Origin of the sequence: Geomonas terrae (genome assembly GCF_004791675.1) — a bacterium.
GTDB classification, from domain to species: domain Bacteria; phylum Desulfobacterota; class Desulfuromonadia; order Geobacterales; family Geobacteraceae; genus Geomonas; species Geomonas edaphica.
In genome coordinates, this window is record NZ_SRSC01000002.1 from 13236 (window position 1) to 30904 (window position 17669).

General features: G+C 57.9%; 18 protein-coding genes and 4 tRNA genes. 6 read left to right on the forward strand and 16 right to left on the reverse strand.

The genetic code is table 11. The annotated features are described in order from the left end of the window. Positions 1-29: 29 nt before the first annotated feature. Both E4633_RS07325 and E4633_RS07330 read right to left on the reverse strand, forming a co-directional pair. A complete protein-coding gene (locus E4633_RS07325) occupies positions 30-518 on the reverse strand; it encodes an adenosine-specific kinase (RefSeq protein WP_135869613.1) in 489 nt (162 codons plus the stop codon). Positions 519-767: 249 nt separating this feature from the next. Next, positions 768-1178: a hypothetical protein gene (locus tag E4633_RS07330; RefSeq protein WP_135869614.1), complete on the reverse strand. Its 411-nt coding sequence runs from the start codon at positions 1176-1178 to the stop codon at positions 768-770. A 479-nt stretch (positions 1179-1657) separates the two neighbouring features. Between E4633_RS07330 and E4633_RS07335 the strand changes: the two genes are divergently transcribed. Further along, positions 1658-3580, forward strand: a complete 1923-nt coding sequence (locus tag E4633_RS07335; RefSeq protein WP_135869615.1) for a UvrD-helicase domain-containing protein — start codon at positions 1658-1660, stop codon at positions 3578-3580. Positions 3581-3601: 21 nt separating this feature from the next. Here the strand turns inward: E4633_RS07335 and E4633_RS07340 are convergent, their stop codons facing one another. Then, the gene (locus E4633_RS07340; RefSeq protein ID WP_246037970.1) at positions 3602-4138 is read right to left on the reverse strand and encodes a ferritin family protein; all 537 of its coding nucleotides are present in this window, start codon (positions 4136-4138) and stop codon (positions 3602-3604) included. A gap of 377 nt (positions 4139-4515) precedes the next feature. Between E4633_RS07340 and E4633_RS07345 the strand changes: the two genes are divergently transcribed. The 5 genes from E4633_RS07345 to E4633_RS07365 are packed head-to-tail and all read left to right on the forward strand — an operon-like array spanning position 4516 to position 7732. After that, positions 4516-5274 (forward strand): hypothetical protein, encoded by a 759-nt coding sequence (locus tag E4633_RS07345; protein ID WP_135869616.1) that lies wholly within the window; start codon positions 4516-4518, stop codon positions 5272-5274. Next, positions 5271-6407, forward strand: a complete 1137-nt coding sequence (locus E4633_RS07350; RefSeq protein ID WP_135869617.1) for a M48 family metalloprotease — start codon at positions 5271-5273, stop codon at positions 6405-6407. The genes E4633_RS07345 and E4633_RS07350 overlap by 4 nt, the downstream gene beginning before the upstream one ends. A 12-nt stretch (positions 6408-6419) precedes the next feature. Then, positions 6420-6959 (forward strand): hypothetical protein, encoded by a 540-nt coding sequence (locus tag E4633_RS07355; RefSeq protein ID WP_135869618.1) that lies wholly within the window; start codon positions 6420-6422, stop codon positions 6957-6959. A 30-nt stretch (positions 6960-6989) separates the two neighbouring features. Then, positions 6990-7334 carry a cupin domain-containing protein gene (locus tag E4633_RS07360; protein WP_135869619.1) on the forward strand — a complete coding sequence of 115 codons (345 nt, stop codon included), beginning with the start codon at positions 6990-6992 and terminating at the stop codon, positions 7332-7334. A 26-nt stretch (positions 7335-7360) separates the two neighbouring features. Continuing rightward, positions 7361-7732: a hypothetical protein gene (locus E4633_RS07365; RefSeq protein WP_135869620.1), complete on the forward strand. Its 372-nt coding sequence runs from the start codon at positions 7361-7363 to the stop codon at positions 7730-7732. Here E4633_RS07365 and E4633_RS07370 read toward each other — a convergent pair. The 13 genes from E4633_RS07370 to gap form a co-directional block, all read right to left on the reverse strand. Further along, positions 7702-8100 (reverse strand): hypothetical protein, encoded by a 399-nt coding sequence (locus E4633_RS07370; RefSeq protein ID WP_135869621.1) that lies wholly within the window; start codon positions 8098-8100, stop codon positions 7702-7704. The two genes, E4633_RS07365 and E4633_RS07370, sit on opposite strands and share 31 nt — an antisense overlap. An 817-nt stretch (positions 8101-8917) precedes the next feature. Then, a complete protein-coding gene (locus tag E4633_RS07375) occupies positions 8918-9286 on the reverse strand; it encodes a hypothetical protein (protein ID WP_135869622.1) in 369 nt (122 codons plus the stop codon). Positions 9287-9555: 269 nt separating this feature from the next. Then, a complete protein-coding gene (locus E4633_RS07380) occupies positions 9556-11286 on the reverse strand; it encodes a choice-of-anchor D domain-containing protein (protein WP_162604958.1) in 1731 nt (576 codons plus the stop codon). A gap of 397 nt (positions 11287-11683) precedes the next feature. Beyond that, positions 11684-11759: transfer RNA gene (locus tag E4633_RS07385), tRNA-Ala, on the reverse strand. Positions 11760-11827: 68 nt separating this feature from the next. Continuing rightward, positions 11828-11914 (reverse strand) — tRNA-Leu (locus E4633_RS07390). Between the two features lie 166 nt (positions 11915-12080). Continuing rightward, on the reverse strand, positions 12081-12569 hold the full coding sequence (locus E4633_RS07395; RefSeq protein WP_135869624.1) for a ferritin-like domain-containing protein: 489 nt from the start codon (positions 12567-12569) through the stop codon (positions 12081-12083). Positions 12570-12873: 304 nt separating this feature from the next. Then, positions 12874-12960 (reverse strand) — tRNA-Leu (locus E4633_RS07400). A gap of 92 nt (positions 12961-13052) precedes the next feature. Continuing rightward, positions 13053-13349 carry a hypothetical protein gene (locus E4633_RS07405; protein ID WP_135869625.1) on the reverse strand — a complete coding sequence of 99 codons (297 nt, stop codon included), beginning with the start codon at positions 13347-13349 and terminating at the stop codon, positions 13053-13055. Positions 13350-13628: 279 nt separating this feature from the next. After that, positions 13629-13715: transfer RNA gene (locus E4633_RS07410), tRNA-Leu, on the reverse strand. A 60-nt stretch (positions 13716-13775) separates the two neighbouring features. Next, entirely contained in the window at positions 13776-14201 is a 426-nt protein-coding gene (secG, locus tag E4633_RS07415) for a preprotein translocase subunit SecG (RefSeq protein ID WP_135869626.1), read from the reverse strand. Positions 14202-14299: 98 nt separating this feature from the next. Further along, on the reverse strand, positions 14300-15055 hold the full coding sequence (tpiA, locus tag E4633_RS07420) for a triose-phosphate isomerase (protein WP_135869627.1): 756 nt from the start codon (positions 15053-15055) through the stop codon (positions 14300-14302). Positions 15056-15160: 105 nt separating this feature from the next. Then, on the reverse strand, positions 15161-16360 hold the full coding sequence (pgk, locus tag E4633_RS07425) for a phosphoglycerate kinase (protein WP_135869628.1): 1200 nt from the start codon (positions 16358-16360) through the stop codon (positions 15161-15163). Positions 16361-16437: 77 nt separating this feature from the next. Further along, the gene (gene gap / locus E4633_RS07430) at positions 16438-17433 is read right to left on the reverse strand and encodes a type I glyceraldehyde-3-phosphate dehydrogenase (RefSeq protein WP_135869629.1); all 996 of its coding nucleotides are present in this window, start codon (positions 17431-17433) and stop codon (positions 16438-16440) included. Positions 17434-17669 lie beyond the last annotated feature (236 nt).

Below are 17669 nucleotides of genomic sequence, written 5' to 3' on the forward strand. Positions count from 1 at the left end.
TCCTAGTTTTCGTCAAGCCTCTGAACTTCTCAGCGCTTGTAACCGATACGACGCAGCAGGTCGCGCCGCTCCTGCCGGTCCTCGTCCGTTTCCACCCCTTTGGGCGGCAGCCCGTCGATGACCCCGAGGATCCCCCACCCCTGGAGTGTTGAGGCAACGATTACCTGGAGCGGGTTTGCCGTGGCACAGTAAATCCGGCACACCTCCGGGCAGTTCTTGATCTGGTTGAGCACGTTTATGGGGTAGGCGTCGCGCAGCAAAACGCAGAAGACATGACCGGCGCCGATGGCATTGAGCACCTGCACACATCCCTGGACCAACTCCTCGTCGTTCCCCTCGGTCCTGATCAGGCACGGTCCGGATGCCTCGGTAAAGGCGACTCCGAAGCGGGCCTGCGGTACCGTCGTGGCTATGACTTCGTACAGGTCTTCGGCCGTCTTGATGAAGTGTGTCTGGCCTATGATGATGTTGCATCCCTCGGGATACTCGATTTTTACGTCGTGTATTTCCACGTTCATGGGTTTCTCCCTTTGATTGACAAGGTGACCCGCGCCGTTCCAGCACTCTGCTTTTTCTGTGTTTTACCGTACCGTTTCAGATGCCGAGGCCCGCTATCGCGGCGCCGTATTCAGGACAGGCCCCGTTGCATATCCTGTTGGTCTCGAGCGTGTTCCCTTCTACCCGCTCGAAAAACAGCGCCTCTTTCATGGCTCCCCCTGCGTTTCCCGCGTCAAGTTCCGGGTTTTTTCGCTTCGGCGTACCCTTGTCTAGTGAATGCGGATCCGGCTCACATCAGGCGCGGAGATCTGGTAGGCTCCTTCTCCCGTTTCTCCGTGGAAGACGGCACCCGTCCGTATCTTGAGTTGGAGGCGATGCCCGGATTTAAGCAGCAGATCGGCCGGCACCGTATCGCCACTGGCTGGGCCAAGGTCTACTTCTTTCAGGTCGTGGAAGAAGACGCTCATGTCTCCCGCCCCTCGTTTCCCCTCGAGAAAGACCTTGCCGTTCATAGAAAACCTGCTTAATTCGAGTTTCATTCCGGAGCGGTCGGTAAGCTGCACCTTGATGTTCTCATCCGTTTTGGGTACCTCTCCTTCCGGTGCGCCCCCCAGGCTACCCATGCCCATCAACACGGCGGTTGTTACAAGGACCAGCGCGGCTGTCATAAGGCGTCTCATACCGTCTCTCCTTTCCATCGTCAGATTTGATGCAGCTCGCAACGGACGGTGCTATGTAAAATAGAGGGATGGCGTACAGAACGAGGGCTACCAGCATTAACCCGGCCTTTATTATCCCCTCCGTCAGTGAAATCTCTAAGCAGGAAACGCCTGGCTGTTACTGTGACTTCAATGCTCTGACAGTATATCACTTTGCGATGGCCACATGCCTTGAGGTTAACAAGGGGGGATGGATGACACAGGTATGCCTTGAGCGGAATCGGCATGCTCAGTATTTCGGCTGGGGTGGCCGTGGATCGCGGCGTTGACATCGGCCATATGCTGGAAGAAAGTGCTTGAAACCTTGCATGGATCTGGGTATATCTAGTCCGCGTTGAGCGGTGCGAAGGTGGACGGTAAGAAATCATCTTGAAGAACGTTACAAGGCACTTGCGGGGTTTCCTGCGGGTGCTTTTTTATGTTGTAGTTGTGGGGAGTTGATGGAAATCGTAAAGCAGGAAATAGAGCGGCTGGACAGGGTGCATGAGGCGATCGGGCGGTACGCGGTCGACCGCCTGCAGACGATCGGTAGGCACGAGGCTTACACGAAGGAGCTGGAACAGCAGCGCCTTGCCTCGGTGGACTGGCGCGAGAAGAACGATCTCACGGAGAAACTGATCGAGCACGGGCACCACTCGCCGCGCAAATACCTCCACGAATTCGCCCAGCAGGCCTCTCCCTACTTCGGCATCCTCGGCATCCACGACAACGACCGCAGGATCGGGAAGAAGGAGTACCTGATCGGCAACCAGACGCTAATGGACGGCCAGCGGGTGGTCGTCATCGACTGGCGCAAGGCGGAGATAACCGGACCCTTCTACGAGGGGTACGAAATAGGGGAGGAGTACGAGCTCACCATCAGGGGTGTCGAGAGGGAAGGGGTGGTCACCCGCCGGGACAAGGTGACCATCACCAGGAAGGCGCTGCAACGGATCGAGACCCCTTCGGAGACCTACGAGTTGCGCGGCGACGCATGGCAAAAGAACGGTTCGGCCGGCGAGACGACCGCGGACACCAAGGAGCGCACCGAGGACCACCGGATGGTGGACTCCATCGCGGCCCTGATCTCTCCCGAGCAGTTCCGCGCCATCACGAAGCTGAAAGACGGTGTGGTGGTCATAAACGGTGCGGCGGGAGCAGGGAAGACCACGGTGGCGCTCCACAGGCTCTCCTACCTCATGTTCGACGCCCCCGAGAGGTATCGCCCGGAGCGGTGCATCGTCCTCATGTTCAACAGGGTTCTGCGCGACTACGTGAAGCAAAGCAGCGACACCCTTCTGGGTCCGGCCCGGGTCGACACCTACAGCGCCTGGTCCCTGACCGCGCTTGCCGCCCTCGGCGTCCACTCGTTGAAGACCGTCTTCGACGACCCCTTCGGGGCCCAGAAGAAAAGCAGCCGGGTTCCGGCCCTTCTCGCCAAATACGTGAAGGAGACCGCCAAGATCGAGCCGGTCACCGACCTGTGGCGCTTTCTCATGCAGGACTACGTCGTCGCTGCCCTTTGCACCGACTCCGGCGCGGAGTTTCAGCGGGCGGCACAAAGGAAGTTCGAGGCGAAGGAGCGGACGGTCTCGTTCTCCGATGCCAGCATCCTGCTCCGCCTGGCCCAGCTGCGGCGCCCGGCCGGCACCGTGGTGCTCGGGGCGCTGAACGCCTACGACCACGTCGTAGTCGACGAAGCCCAGGATCTCTCCTCGCTTGAGCTGCGCACCATCGTGGCCGCCACCTCCGCGGCGCGAAGCATAACCATCTGCGCCGATGAAAAGCAGCAGATCTTGAGTTTCCTCGACTCGCAAGGGTTCTCGAGCGTCATGGCCCAACTCCACTCGCAGGGGCTGGAAAAAGAGAACCTGACCGTTTCCTACCGCTGTCCCAAGGAGATCGTCGATCTGGCCGCCCAGGTGAGCGGACGGAGCGCCGACACCACCAAGGCCCATTCCGGTGCGCTCGATTTCCATGCCACGAGGAGCGCCGCCGAGTCGATGGCGAAGATCCGGGAACTTGTCGAGGCGCTGGTGCATGCCGCACCTGGCTCGCTTACCGGTGTCATCTGCAAGAAGAAGGCGGACGTCAAGGCTCTGCATGCAGCGCTCTCCGGCGTTCCAGGCCTGCACGCCGAAGGGGAGGTCTCCTTTGCGCCCGGGGTCCAGGTGATCCATGCTCATGCCATCAAGGGAGTCGAGTTCACCAACGTGATCCTCTACAACCCGAGCTCCTTCGACTACCGCCAGACCGACCCGGATAGAAACCTCCTGTACGTCGCGATCACCAGGGCCTGCAAGTCCCTGCACATCGTCCATCACCAGCCGCTGGCGCATGGGCTTCGTGACGGGGCTGCTGCCTGCCTTGCGGGACGTGCGTAACGTTCCGCTCACATCTCTGCGTCAGCAAAATTCCATCGCGCTTTTCCCCATGCGGATGACCTCCCGGTAATCCTTCAACATGGTGACATGGCCGTTGTCATGCGCCATCATCGCCTCGAAAAGCTGCTTGAGTCCTGCGTCCTGGAAGTGCACCACGTTGGACATATGCAAAAGTGCCACCTGCTCCTCCAGGCGGATGGCCATGTCAAGCGCGTCTTCGGGAAACGGTGTCGTGCCGGTCAGCCGCTCGACGATTTCCTCCAGTTTTTTCAGGTTGGCGGACGCTTTGGTGACATCGATCTTAACCGCTTCCATGCCAGTCCCTTGCAGCCTGATAGCCAGGTGGAACTGCTGGGCGTGGTTTTCCTCCTCGACTGCCGTCTTCTTGAACAACATGGAGAGGCTTTCGTCATCGGCAAAGATATTGGCGTAATGGTGGTACAACGTCGCCACTTTCGACTCGAATCCTGCACACTGCTGCAAGAACTGCAGTTGGTCCAAAGGCAGCTTCAAGATCTGTGCATTCTCTTTCTGCCGTATCTTATGTCTACTGATCATGTGGAAATTCTCCTGGCTTGGTGTCCGTCTTTCACCTACACTCCTCCAAAACGGCAACAGGGGACCAGCTAAAATAGCTGGTCCCCTGTTGCTTATTGGCTGCAATACCGGGATCGAACAAGCGATGCCGGCGTCAATGGTTACTTTGCGGACACGACTTGTACCAGATAAAATCTGGAAAATCAAGGGTTTCTCTGTAGGCGCAACGGGGTGAGGATCCTTCGAGTTCCAAACTAGTTGCCGCAATGATTCTAGACTGGTTATTTTTGACAATATTTCACTGTGACATAAAATCTTACTGTATTTGAATTCCCTTTGTTTGGAGACCACCGTTACTGCTTCTGTCTCGCTTTTTTCCTGACTGTGTCGGAGGCTTTATGGACAACCTTAAACGATGTGCCCGGCTGGTTTTTATCGCGATAGGTTTCTCCCTCTTGTTGCTGGGGTGTGCCGCACCACGGACTATCCAGACTCATCCCGCCCTCTCACAGAAATGTCAGAACATAAAGAGCATCGTTTTCGCCAAACCGGACATAAAGGTCTACCTCGTTTCCGCCGGTGGCGTCCCTGAACTTATGGATGAATGGTCGAACCTCGCAAGTGACAACGTCACCAAGGCCCTGCTCGCCCAGTTCGAAGGTTCCGGCACCAAAATATCGGTGCTGAAGACGGACCCTCAAAATGAGCAGGAGATGAAGGAAGTGCTCGCTCTCTTCCCGGTGGTGAGTAACGCCATCATGTACCATGCCGCTCCGGCTCAGCCCGGATTCACCCAAAGCGCCCCGACGACGTACGAGACAGGCGCAGACTACTCGGTCGGGCCGATCCCCAAGATCCTGGATCCGGCTGGGGCCGATGCCCTGCTCCTCGTCCATGGCGTGGACCAGTATGCCAGTGCCGGGAAAAAGGCGGTGAATGTCCTCGGCACTGTCTCGGGCGTGATGATGTCGGCGTTTACCGGGATCGTCGTCGTACCGAGAGGGGAGGGGACGACCCTCAGGATAGCCCTGGTTGATCGCAACGGTGCCGTCCTATGGCACAACATTAAGGGTGGTTCGACCAACCTCCGCGACCCGGACCAGGCAAAAGGTTTCGTCGAGGTGGCTCTCGACGAATTCCCGGGACTGAAGAAATGATCAGACTTTGCCTCATCGTCTTGCTCCTTGTGCTTTGCTGCCCGGCCTCCTTCGCGGCGGCAGGTGCCGGTCCGGCATACCCGCAGGATGATGATGAGCGGCGGCTTTGGTTGCGGGCCGACGAGGAAGTGAAGAAGCTGAACGACAGCAGCCAGATCTACAAGAACGCGGAGATGGAGCTTTACCTGGACAACGTGGTGAAGACGCTGCGCACAAGGGAGGAACTCGCGGTCTTGCCCCTCAAGTTCCGGATCATCAGAGAGCGCTCCTGCAACGCCTTTATCTTCCCCAACGGCAGCGGCTACATAAATACCGGCATGTTGGCGAACATGGAGAACGAGGCGCAGCTCGCCACGATCCTCGCCCACGAAAGCATCCATGCCATCAACCGCCACATGCTGAAGGAGTTCCGCGACACAAAGGACAAGAGTGCCCTTTCGACGGTGCTCGGCATGCTGACCGGGAACCTCCTGACCCCTCTGGGACACCTGGGAGCGCTTGCATCCATGAAGGGATACTCCCGCGAGCTTGAGGCCGAAGCCGACCGCGAAGGGTTCCGGTTGCTGATGCGGGCAGGTTACGATCCCTACGAGGCACCAAAGGTCTTCGGCGCACTGCAGAAGGAGGCCAAGGTGGAAGATCGCAAAGAGACCTTCTTCTTCGCCTCGCACCCGATGCTCCAGGCGCGGATCGACAACTTCAACGCCCTTCTCGCCGTCGAGGCGAACGGTAAAAAGGGGAAAAACAACGCCGAGGGGTACCTGCGGACCTTTGCCGTGCTGCTGCTGGAAAATGCGGAGATGGACATGAAGGCGGGGCACTTCGGGAGGGCGCAGGACTGCATCACGCGTTATATCGTAGCCCGTGGCGAGGATGCCCGGGCCTGCCTGCTCATGGGGGAGACTTTCCGCCGCAACAGCAGCCATCCCGACCTGGTGAAAGCAAAAGAGCTGTATCAGAAGGCGGTACGGCTGGACCCGCTGTATCCCGAGCCTTACCGCATGTTGGGCCTTATCGCCTACAAGGAAAAGGACGTGGAGCTTGCGCGTAAGTCACTTGGTGAGTATCTGAAGCTGCAACCTGGTGCTCAGGATCGCGGGTACATCGAGGGGATGTTGCAAAACCTGCGTTAAGGGAGGCCATAAATGAAAAGGGTGCTGCTTGTGATGGTGCTGGTTCTCCTTGGCGGCTGTGCCACGACCAAGCCCGGGACGGAAAATCGGCCTTTTTCGGTGACCCAACCGCCCGGCTGGAAAGAGCAAAGGACCAGCGCGCTGATGCTGGTCAGCAAGGAGTATCCCGCCCTGCAGAACGTAGAGATCGCCAGGAAGGGGCTCCAGGAGGAGAAGCAGTTTACCCACACGAAGCGACGGGTGACTGCGGGGATGCTGCCGCAGGAACTTGCCGAAGTTGTCATCGACGAATTCCAGTCGGACCAGAACTTTCCGGTGGACGCGGTGGAGGGAAATGAACCCGCGATGATTGGTGGGGAGCCCGGTTTTCGTGTCCGCCTGACTTACAGCACTAAATCTGGCCTGAAATATCGTACCGAGGTCTACGGATTCGTGCATGATAACTGGTACTACCAGATCACCTACTCGGCACCGGCACGGTATTATTTCGCAAGGGATCTGCCTGCCGTGCAGGAGATGGTAAAGTCCTTCACCCTTTCAAAGACGCAGTGAAGCGTCGCCTCGAGAACGAAGGAGGGCGCGATGAGTGATGACCCGTTAAGCATCGAGACCAAAGGGGTAACGGTGCAGCTACTCACCAGTGTAGATCTTGGTCCTGAAATAGAGGGGATGGCGGGACGCGAACTGCGCATGCGCATGGTGACCATCGAGCCCGGAGGGGTCTTCGGTCCGCTGCACGACCATATAGACCGGCCTGGCACTGTCTATATTCTGCAGGGAACCATAACGGACCACCGAAACGGGATAGCCACGGACTACGGTCCTGGGGCAGGCTGGCCCGAGGACAGGAACACCATGCACTGGCTCGAGAACAGAGGCACGATCCCCGCTGTGGAGATTTCCGTCGATATAGTCAGGAAAGGGTGAGCAAGAGGGCTTGGGAGCGGGTTTGTATGGAGCAAGACAAGCTTGATGAGTACAAGCTCGAAGAGGACATAAGCGTCCACATCTTCACTGCTTCGGCCGCGATGGTTGGTGTCTGCCTTACGGTAATCGGCCTGGTGCGCGTCTTCATTACCATTAAGCGGGTGGATACGCTTGCGGATGACATTTTGGCTGTCGCGTCGCTCATCTTTCTTACCTCGTGTTTAATGTCCTACTGGGCCTTGAGAACCAGAAAGCGGCAGCGCATGTACAGGATAGAGCGGGTAGCAGACGCCGTTTTTATCTTCGGTTTGCTGCTGATGGTGGTAGTGTGCGGGATCATTTACGTTCATCATAGAGTCCGCTTGAATCACCCCTTCAGGTGCACAGTCTTTTCGTGAAGGACGATGGCGCAGCGGAACGAATTATCGTTGTCGGCGTAAGTGGCGACGGCATCACATGTCCGGATCAGTCTTTTCAGATGCGGGGTCAGCTTATTTATCGACTCCGCGTTGAGTCTGAACGTCAGGGGCATCGCCTCGACCGGTGTCCCTTCAGGAGCATCACCCGTCTCGAAATAAAGAGTAACCGGTTCCAGTTCCTCACGGCCTAAGGCGTATGGCCGAAACCTTTCGATCACTCGTCTTCTTTGGTTCTTCGTCGTGGAAGGGTAAAACCAAAGGGCGAAACGCGTTGCGCCCTTGTCGACGGAAGACGAGAGCATCGATTCAAAGAGCGACGCAGTTATTTGTCCCTTGATGGTTTTCATTTCTTCACTGTTTACGTTGTTTCCCCCTGCCAGTCAAGCCAATCCCGCGAACCGCCCCCCCCCCCATTTGGAGCAATGCATCGAGCCATGCGTCATCCCCTTAGGGCTCGATGGAGTAACGTATCGCGCGATGTGCCACTACCTATCGCGCGATGTGCCATGACCTATTGCACGATGTGCCATGACCTATTGCACGATGTGCCATGACCTATTGCACGATGTGCCATGACCTATTGCACGATGTGCCATGACCTATTGCGCGATGTGCCATGACCTATTGCACGATGTGCCATGACCTATCGCACGATGTGCCATGACCTATTGCACGATGTGCCATGACCTATTGCACGATGTGCCATGACCTATTGCGCGATGTGCCATGACCTATTGCGCGATGTGCCATGGCCTATTGCGCGATGTGCCATGGCCTATTGCGCGATGTGCCATGGCCTATTGCGCGATGTGCCATGACCTATTGCGCGATGTGCCATGACCTATTGCGCGATGTGCCATGACCTATTGCGCGATGTGCCATGACCTATTGCACGACGTGCCATGGCCTATTGCACGATGTGCCATGGCCTATTGCGCGATGTGCCGTGACCTATTGCACGATGTGCCATGACCTATTGCACGATGTGCCATGACCTATCGCACGATGTGCCACTGCGCTTAGCCCAAATGAAGTGTCGCAAGGCACGAAGCGGGGTGTGAAGGGGCATCCTGAAGTGGGCAAGGTTGAGACAGGAAAGAGGAAAGATCTCCCTCGGGGAGCTTCCATCCCGAGGGAGAGGGTAACGGTGAACTGTGGTGGCACCTAATCAGGCGAAGAGGTGGTGGTCCTTTTCTTTTTAGGGGCCGCAATCACTTCAAGTCCTGCCTGCAGCAGTGCGGGGATGTCGTCCTCCGTCGCGACTACCTGGAGATAAGCGGCGACATTCTTGAATAAATCGATCATGACTTTGAAGGCCTGGTTCCGCATTACGATGGCGACGCGGTCGTAGTTGATGGCATTGCGGTACTTCTGCTCCGCGTCACTGATCGCTGCGCCGATCACCTCCAGAGGAACCGCCAGCTCGGCCGCTTTTTTGTACAACGACAGGGTGGCCAATCCGCCGTAGTACCGTTGGCAGTCGCCGAGGACCACCAACGTTTTACCGGATAATTTGTACCTTAGATGTAGCATCGTCACCTCCGTTTTTTGATGGTTAGGGCGCGCTAACGCTGCTGCCGTTCAATATAGCGAAGCTCCCACGGTTGTACAGCGAGTGAGACAATTAAATTGCAGCCCCTTCTGCTTTAATGTTGAGAGGAAGGAAACGGGGGGAGGACTGCCGTGGTGCCGGTAACCAGCCGGTCATCGGTTAGGCGAGGTGGTTCCGTGGGAGGTAAGGGGGGCGCTTGGTGAAAGGGGGGCAGGGGCTTAAGCCCCTGCCTCTTGGGGAGGGTGAGGTGCTAGGGGATAGTACCGAAGGCGGAGTTGTTCGACTCTTCGGACTCCGCGACGCTGTTGGCCGGGTCGATCACCGCTTTCAGGTACAGGCTGCCTGGGTCCGTCGTCCCTGTTGAGTAACGTATCAAAGTCGCCTTGCTCGCGCCTGCCGTGATGCCGGCGAACTTGTAGGTCCCGATCAGCGTATCGTGGCTAGTAGACGTGGTGTCAGTAGAGAGATAGACGTTCACGGTGACGTTGACGGCGGTCGCACTTCCTCCATTGATGGTGGTCAACGTGCCCGAAACAGAGTAGTTGCCGCGCTTTTGGGTCTTGCTCACCTTGGACCATGCCCCGTACAGGTCGGGGAGAAGGTTGGTCCCGACGCCGGTGAGGGAGACGGTCGCGGGACTGTCCGGATCTTCTGAGGGGATAGTCAGCGTAGCCGATTGCTGTCCTTCCAAGGTCGGGGTGAAGCTTACAGTGGCGGTGCAGCTCGCGGAGGGCGACAGCGTTTTCTTTGAACAGTTGTCCGTAGTCATCTTGAAATCCGCAGCTCCGGATAGCGAGAGCTGGCCCACAGTAAGGGGAGCCGTCCCCGTATTGGCGACGGTGAAGGTCTGCGTCGTGTTGGTGTTGAGTTTGCGGCTGCCGAAGTTGTAAGCGTTGGGCGAGACCGACAGGTTTGGAGCGCTCGGGGCGGAGGCGAGATTAACGATGCTCACCCCCCAAAGGGCCATCCCGGAGTAGCTCCCCCCCCAGGTCATGGTGTGGTCGTCGTTGTCCCAGGTATCGTGGAGGTACACCGTGTTCGAGTCGGTGTAACCGACTCCGACGATGGAATGCCCTTCCAGGTTCAAAAGCACGGGGCGGCCGGCGTCGATCTCAGCCTTGAACTGGGCAAAAGAGAAGCCTCCCGCATGCACGTTGTCGGTCATCTGGGTGTAGCAGTCGGTGACCGCGTAGCCACGGGCCTCGTAGAAGAGTTTTCTTCCGTAAGTGCCGTCCAGCCTCGCCTGGTCGTACCCTTCCATGTCGGCGCAGGTCAGCGGGGTAGCCGCATTGATATAGTAGAAGGAGGTCGAACCGTCTACGTTGTTGAAGGCGGACTGGCTCGTCTTCATGTAATCGCCGACGGCATCCCCCCATTCATGCTGCGTCCACCTACCGGAGATGTAAGGATCTCTCCGGCCGCTCAGGTAGGAGATCCAGTAGTCGTCTATGGAGCCCGGGCTGGCTCTGCCGTCAAGTCCCATGTGGGAGGCAATGAGCGGGTTGTTGGGATAGGAGTCGCCGGTCTTGTCGTTCCAGGTACCCCAGGCCTCGTCCTCCATGAGGGGGATCACGCCGCCGCCTGTGGGGCCCGTGTAGATGTTCGGGTATCCGGTGCGGTCGTAGTACCCGGCGATCATTGAGCCTGAAACGGCGGAACAGCCAAAGACCCACTGGAAGGCGGGGACGTTAGGCAGCGTGTTGACCCCGGCGGCGGGTGTTGGTGCCGGAAGCGGGGTTATCGCGCGGATGTGGTACCCGTAGGGAGGTTTCGGCGGGCCGTTTATCTCGGCTCGCTCGAGGACGCTGTTGTCGCTGTAGAGGGTGGCCTGGGTGCTGAAGTAAGGGTTGATCCGTTTCACCGGACCCTGTGAGACGGGGACTTTGCCAGGTGAGGGTTGAGCGGCGACGGGAAGGGGGGAGAGGGCGGCAAGAAGCGACATGACTGCCAAAGAGTACAATGCGGCTACCGGTCTTCTCATTGTGTATCCCTCCATTCAGGCTTTGATGGCATCTTCAAGCAGTTGAGGAGGCAGCAGGGTGTATGTGGATTTTATCAGTATTCTCTGAAGATAAAGGGTGCTAGTAGATAATGTTGGGATGTGGACGAAATGTCACATAGGGGCAGATGCAGATTGATGAGGGAGGGCGCTGCTCGGAAGATGTGTGGTTGCGGCTGTAATGTTATGGAAATGACGGCGAAGAGCAAATCCCCCCTGTCCCCCCTTCGCAAAGGGGGGGACGTTAGGGCTCATGCAGTGCTTTGTAGGCAGCTGCGCTTCGCGTTCCCTGGAACTGAAGAACTTTCGCAAAAAGGGGGCTACGGCAAGGCAATGAAAAGAAAAAGGGCCAGGCATAATGCCTGGCCCTTCTTATTGATGGTGGAGCTACGCGGGATCGAACCGCGGACCTCTTGAATGCCATTCAAGCGCTCTCCCAACTGAGCTACAGCCCCATCTGATTGTGCTCGCCCTGTAAAGGAAGAAAAAAGAGGTTAGGCCGTTGCCTAACCTCTTGATCTTTTGGTGCCGAAGACTGGAATCGAACCAGCACACCCTTTCGAGTACTAGAACCTGAATCTAGCGCGTCTACCAATTCCGCCACTCCGGCTTGCGAGAGACCTACTTATAGCATCGGACGCCTTCCCGTGCAAGAAAAAAATGGCTGAATGATTATCTTTTTCTGCCATGCGGGGTAACTGATCGAAAAATCGCCGGATGCTAAAAAGGGGGCTCGATGGCCCCCTCGGTGTCGCTTCTGTGACCGGGTAATGACGCTACTCCCTGACGTAGGTGTCCATATCAGACTCGTCCACCATGGCCATGATGCGCGCGTACTCGGCCTCGATAGTGAGGAAGTGGTTGTGCGTCTCGTTGGCGTTCCAGAGGAAGATCTCCTTGATGGAGGAATCGGTGATCTTCGCTGCAGTCTCACGAAGGGCCTTCTCCAGCTGGGTCTCTTTCTCCATGGCGTACTCAAGGGCCTTCTGCTCGGAGAAGTCGGGGCCGATCACCTTCTGGATGGAGTTGACCCAGAGTGCCTCGTTCTGGGGAGGGGCGGTGATGAACTCTTCGAACGAACCGAGCTCGCTCCCCTTGTAGGCCTTGAAGAACTGGGCGGCATGTTCCTTCTCCTCCCTTGCCAGTTGTTCGAAGAGCCGCTTCGCTTCTTTGTCCTTCATCTGCTGTGCGCCGATCTGGTAGAAGTTCATCGCGTTCTTCTCTGTCTGGATGGCCTGCTTGAGTGCGTCCTGCATGTCTTTCATATAACCCTCCGTGTCTTTGGATATCATTAAATTGTTGGTGTAAACATTATATGGGGTGTTGATTGGTTGTCAACCGGACTACTTTACGGATTTTTGCTGTCAGGACAGGGGAGGGGGGGATGCTGATTGAATGAGTGATGTGTAATGTTGGACTTCGGGATGTTGTGGGGGAGCTCTGAGGCGAAGCATTGCTTCTTGATTTGCTGAAAGACAGGATGATGGGGGGCTGTGACTGTAAATCACAGAGTAGGGAAGGATAAAAACAAAAACGCCCCAGCTGTGAAGCTGGAGCGTTGTGTTTGTGTGGTGCCGAAGACGAGACTCGAACTCGTACAGGCTATCGCCCGCCACCCCCTCAAGATGGTGTGTCTACCAATTCCACCACTTCGGCGTTGAAGAACCACATTACTATCATTAGCTGAGCGCGAAGTCAACAAAATAAACCCGGGTGGTGCAATTTGTTCTGATCCCGTACTACTTCATTTACTTCGCGCTGCGACGCGGCGAGTCGGTCGAGATAACCGGTCCTTCCGCCGGGTCACGCTGTGGCCTTCCCTGTGCCCATCGTTCGTGCAGCGGCGACGTCAGCGGGATGTCGGCTCCTTCCGCAGGGTCACGCCCCGGTGTGAAGTCCAAGCTTTCGAAGCGGCTGCTTATCGTGCCCTGGTCGGTATATTCGTTTCTACCGGCCCGGGTGAGGAACTGACCTCCCACCGCACCCTGGTGCTGTCGGTCGAGTTCTTCGGCTGCGTTGGATCTGCTTTGGATGTGCCTTTTCATATGCCCCCCTCTGGTGGCCTTTCACCTGGCCCTCCTTTCCCTTTGTCTGTTGTTATTTTACTCCCGTTGTGGCGAGGGTAGGGGGTGTGATCTGGGATAGGTCTGGGAAGGGCAAATCCCCCCTGTCCCCCCTTCGCCAAGGCTACGGGGGGCAAGCTCCCCCTTCGCAAAGGGGGGGACGTTAGGGCGCCTTCAGCGCTTCGTGGGGACTTGGACTGGGGAATCCATGCGGAAATGAAAAAAGGGCTACGGTGTGTACCGTAACCCTTTGATCTTTTCTGGTGCCGAAGACGAGACTCGAACTCGTACAGGCTATCGCCCGCCACCCCCTCAAGATGGTGTGTCTACCAATTCCACCACTTCGGCAGGAAGAACCAGACTTTTAACATTACTCGTTAGAGATGTCAACAGCAAATCTCTAATTAATTACTTTGCCGGTGCTGCGGGAGCTGCGGGAGCTGCGGGAGCTGCGGGTGCTGCCGGTGCAGCGGGAGCTGCAGGCGCGCCAGGTGCTGCCGGTGCGGTAGCGGGTGCACCCGGTTTCATCGGCTGCTGCAGCGGCATGCCGCCCATGGGGGCCGGCTTGGCTTTGGGAGCCTTGGACATGATGGACGAACCGCCGCCTTTGCCGGAGATGAAGGCGAGGGAGAGGGAGGTCAGCATGAAGATTACCGCGGCGTAAGTGGTCAGCTGGCTCATGAAGGTGTTGCCACCGCCTGCGCCGAACACGGACTGGCTGCCGCTGGCGCCAAACGATGCCCCCATCTCGGCCCCTTTGCCGGACTGCAGCAAAACGACCACGATAAGCGCGAAACAGACCATGACATGCAGTGTTACCAGTAGAATAGTCATTAAAAAACTAACCTCCGAGAGTGTTCAAAGAGACTACGAAAAAGTCTTCTTAACGTACAACGAGTCTATCTAACATACTTGTTCAAAAATACCAAGCACTATTCACCAAACCGGACGATCGAGGCGAAGGATGCCCCCTTGAGGCTCGCGCCTCCCACGAGGGCACCGTCGATGTCCGGGCGACTCATGAGCCCCTTGACGTTCTCGGGCTTCACCGAACCGCCGTAGAGGATGCGCACCTTGTCGGCTGCGTTTTTGCCGAGCAGTTGCGCGACTACACCGCGGATGAAGGCGTGCGCCTCCTGCGCCTGGTCGTCGGTGGCTACCTTGCCGGTGCCGATGGCCCAGACCGGTTCGTAGGCGATGATGACCGCTGCGAACTGGGTTTCCGTGAGCCCTTCGAGGCCACCCTTCACCTGGCGCTCCAGCACCTTGAAGGTGTTGCCGGCCTCGCGCTCCTCGAGGGTTTCGCCGATGCAGAAGATCGGCACCAGGGCCCCTTTGAGCGCGGCCTTGATCTTCTTGTTCACCGTGGTGTCGGTTTCGCCGAAGTACTGCCTGCGCTCGGAGTGGCCGATGATGACGTGGCTTGCACCGGCGTCGAGCAGCATGCGCGGGGATACCTCGCCGGTGTAGGCCCCTTCCTCTTCCCAGAAGACGTCCTGGGCTGCGAGGTTGATGCCGGTGCCGGCAAGAGCGGCGGGGAGGGCGGGGAGCACGGTGAATACCGGCGCCACCACGATCTCGACGTTATCAACGCCGGTAACCAGCGGCGCGAGCTCCTCGATCAGGGCGAGCGCCTCGTCCTTCGTTTTGTACAGTTTCCAGTTGCCTGCTATGACCGGCTTGCGCATCTAATCCCTCCTCAATGACAGATCAGAATAAAATTAGGGTTAGAAAAAGGTCGAGGTCGAGGGCTTTGACTTGTCAGCCGCAACCCTCGCCCCTCCCTCGTCTCTTTATTTATGCCCCTTGTCCTCGAGCACCTTGATGCCGGGGAGCTTCTTACCTTCCAGGAGCTCGAGGAAGGCGCCGCCGCCGGTGGAGATGTAGCTGATCTTCGCGTACTCGCCGGCGCGGTGCACCGCGACGTCGGTGTCGCCGCCACCCACTATGGTGAGCGCGTAGGAGTTGGCCACGGCCGAGACCATGGCGAAGGTGCCGCGGGAGAAGGCGTCCATCTCGAACACCCCCATCGGGCCGTTCCAGACGATGGTCTTCGCGTTCTGCAGCGCCTCGGCGAAGAGGGTGACCGTTGCGGGGCCGACGTCGAGCGCCATCCACCCTTCGGGGATCTCCTGTATCGGGGTGACCTTGGTCTCGGCGGCGGGGTTGAACTGGTCCGCCACGACGCAGTCGACCGGGAGGTAGAACTTGACCCCCTTCTGACGCGCCTTCTCGTAGGTCTTCATGGCGGTCTCGATCAGGTTGTCCTCGACCAGCGACTTCCCTACGTTGTAACCCATCCCCTTCAGGAAGGTGAAGGCCATGCCGCCGCCGATGATGATCTTGTCCACCTTGTCGCACAGGTTCTCGAGCACCTCGATCTTGCCGGAAACCTTGGCGCCGCCCAGGATGGCGACCAGCGGGCGGATCGGGTTCTTCATCGCCTTCTCGAAATAGTTCATCTCGTTCTTCATCAAAAAGCCCGCAGCGACCACCGGGAAGAAGTCGGTGATCGCCTCGACGGAGGCGTGGGCGCGGTGCGACACCGCGAAGGCGTCGTTCACGTACACCTCGCAACCGTTGACAAGGGCCTTGGCGAAGTCGGCGTCGTTTTTCTCCTCGCCGTTGTAGAAGCGGACGTTCTCCAGCATGACCACGTCGCCGGGCTGCATGGCGTCGATCATGGCGCGCACTTCGTCACCGATGCAGTCGACGGCGAGCTTCACCTCCTTGCCCAGAAGTCTCGAAAGACGCTTCGCGGCCGGGGCCATGGAGTACTTCTCCTTGCGCTCCCCCTTCGGGCGCCCCAGGTGCGAGGCGAGCACGATCTTCGCCTTGTTGTCCAGCGCGTAGTTGATCGTGGGGAGCACCGCACGGATCCTCGTGTCCTCGGTGATGTTCTGGTGCTCGTCCAGCGGCACGTTGAAGTCGACGCGCATGAACACTTTCTTGCCGGCAAGGTTTTCGATTTCATCGATGTAGCGAATTGACATGATTCCTCCTGGTTCACTAAAAATAAACGGGGGGGCGACTGCTCCCCCCCCGCGGTTTGTCATAAGCTCCGCTCCTGTCAGAGCATGATTCTCATAAGCCCCACCACGCGGCTGGAGAAGCCCATCTCGTTGTCGTACCAGGAGATGACCTTGACCATGGTCCCGTCGATCACCTTGGTGCAGCCGGCGTCGACGATCGAGGAAAGGGCGTTGCCGTTGAAGTCGGTGGATACGAGCGGCTCCTCGCAGAAACCCAAGATACCCTTGAGCGGCCCATCGGCGGCAGCCTTGAGCGCCGCGTTCACCTGCTGCGCGTCGGTCGCCTTCGAGAGCGTGGCAACCAGGTCCACCACGGAAACGTTCGGGGTCGGCACGCGGATCGCCATGCCATCCAGTTTCCCCTTGAGGGCCGGAAGCACGAGGGATACCGCCTTGGCGGCGCCGGTGGTGGTGGGGATCATGGAGAGGGCCGCGGCTCTTGCACGGCGCAGGTCCTTGTGCGGCAGGTCGAGGATGTTCTGGTCGTTTGTGTACGAGTGGACCGTGGTGACGAGGCCCCTCTCGATGCCGAAGCTGTCCTGGAGGACCTTGGCGACCGGGGCGAGGCAGTTGGTCGTGCAGGACGCGTTGGAGACGATATGGTGCTTGTTCTTGTCATACTCCTTGTCGTTCACGCCGAGCACGACGGTGAGGTCGGGGTCGGTGGCGGGCGCCGAGATGATCACCTTCTTCGCCCCGGCGGTCAGGTGCTGCGCCGCCTTCTCCCGCGCAGTGAAAAGGCCGGTGGACTCGAGGACGATGTCGATGCCCATCTCCTTCCAGGGGAGCTCGGCGGGGTTTTTCACCGCGAGTACCTTGATCGCCTTGCCGTTCACGACGATGTTGTTGCCGTCGACGGAAACTTCGCCGGGGAACTTGCCGTGTACGGAGTCATACTTTAACAGGTGCGCCAGGGTCTTGGCATCAGTCAGGTCATTGATCGCAACAAAGTCAAACTCTTGCGTGCCTGCAGCTGCCCTAAGTACACAACGTCCGATTCGGCCGAATCCGTTAATCGCCACTCTTAAAGCCATGTGCTCCTCCCGTTAATTAAGTATTCCTTCACAATTGGGCATACTAACAGCCGATGGGGTGGTCGTCAAGATTTTATTCAAGATAATTCCGGGATTGTCGATAGCGATGAAGAGCCGGTACAGGCAGGGTTTTTACGGTTAATCGAGACCTTGCGATTTGTTTTTTATCGGTGAATAAATACACATAATAATTGACTTTTCGCAGAAGTATAAATTATGCTGGCGTGGACCATGAT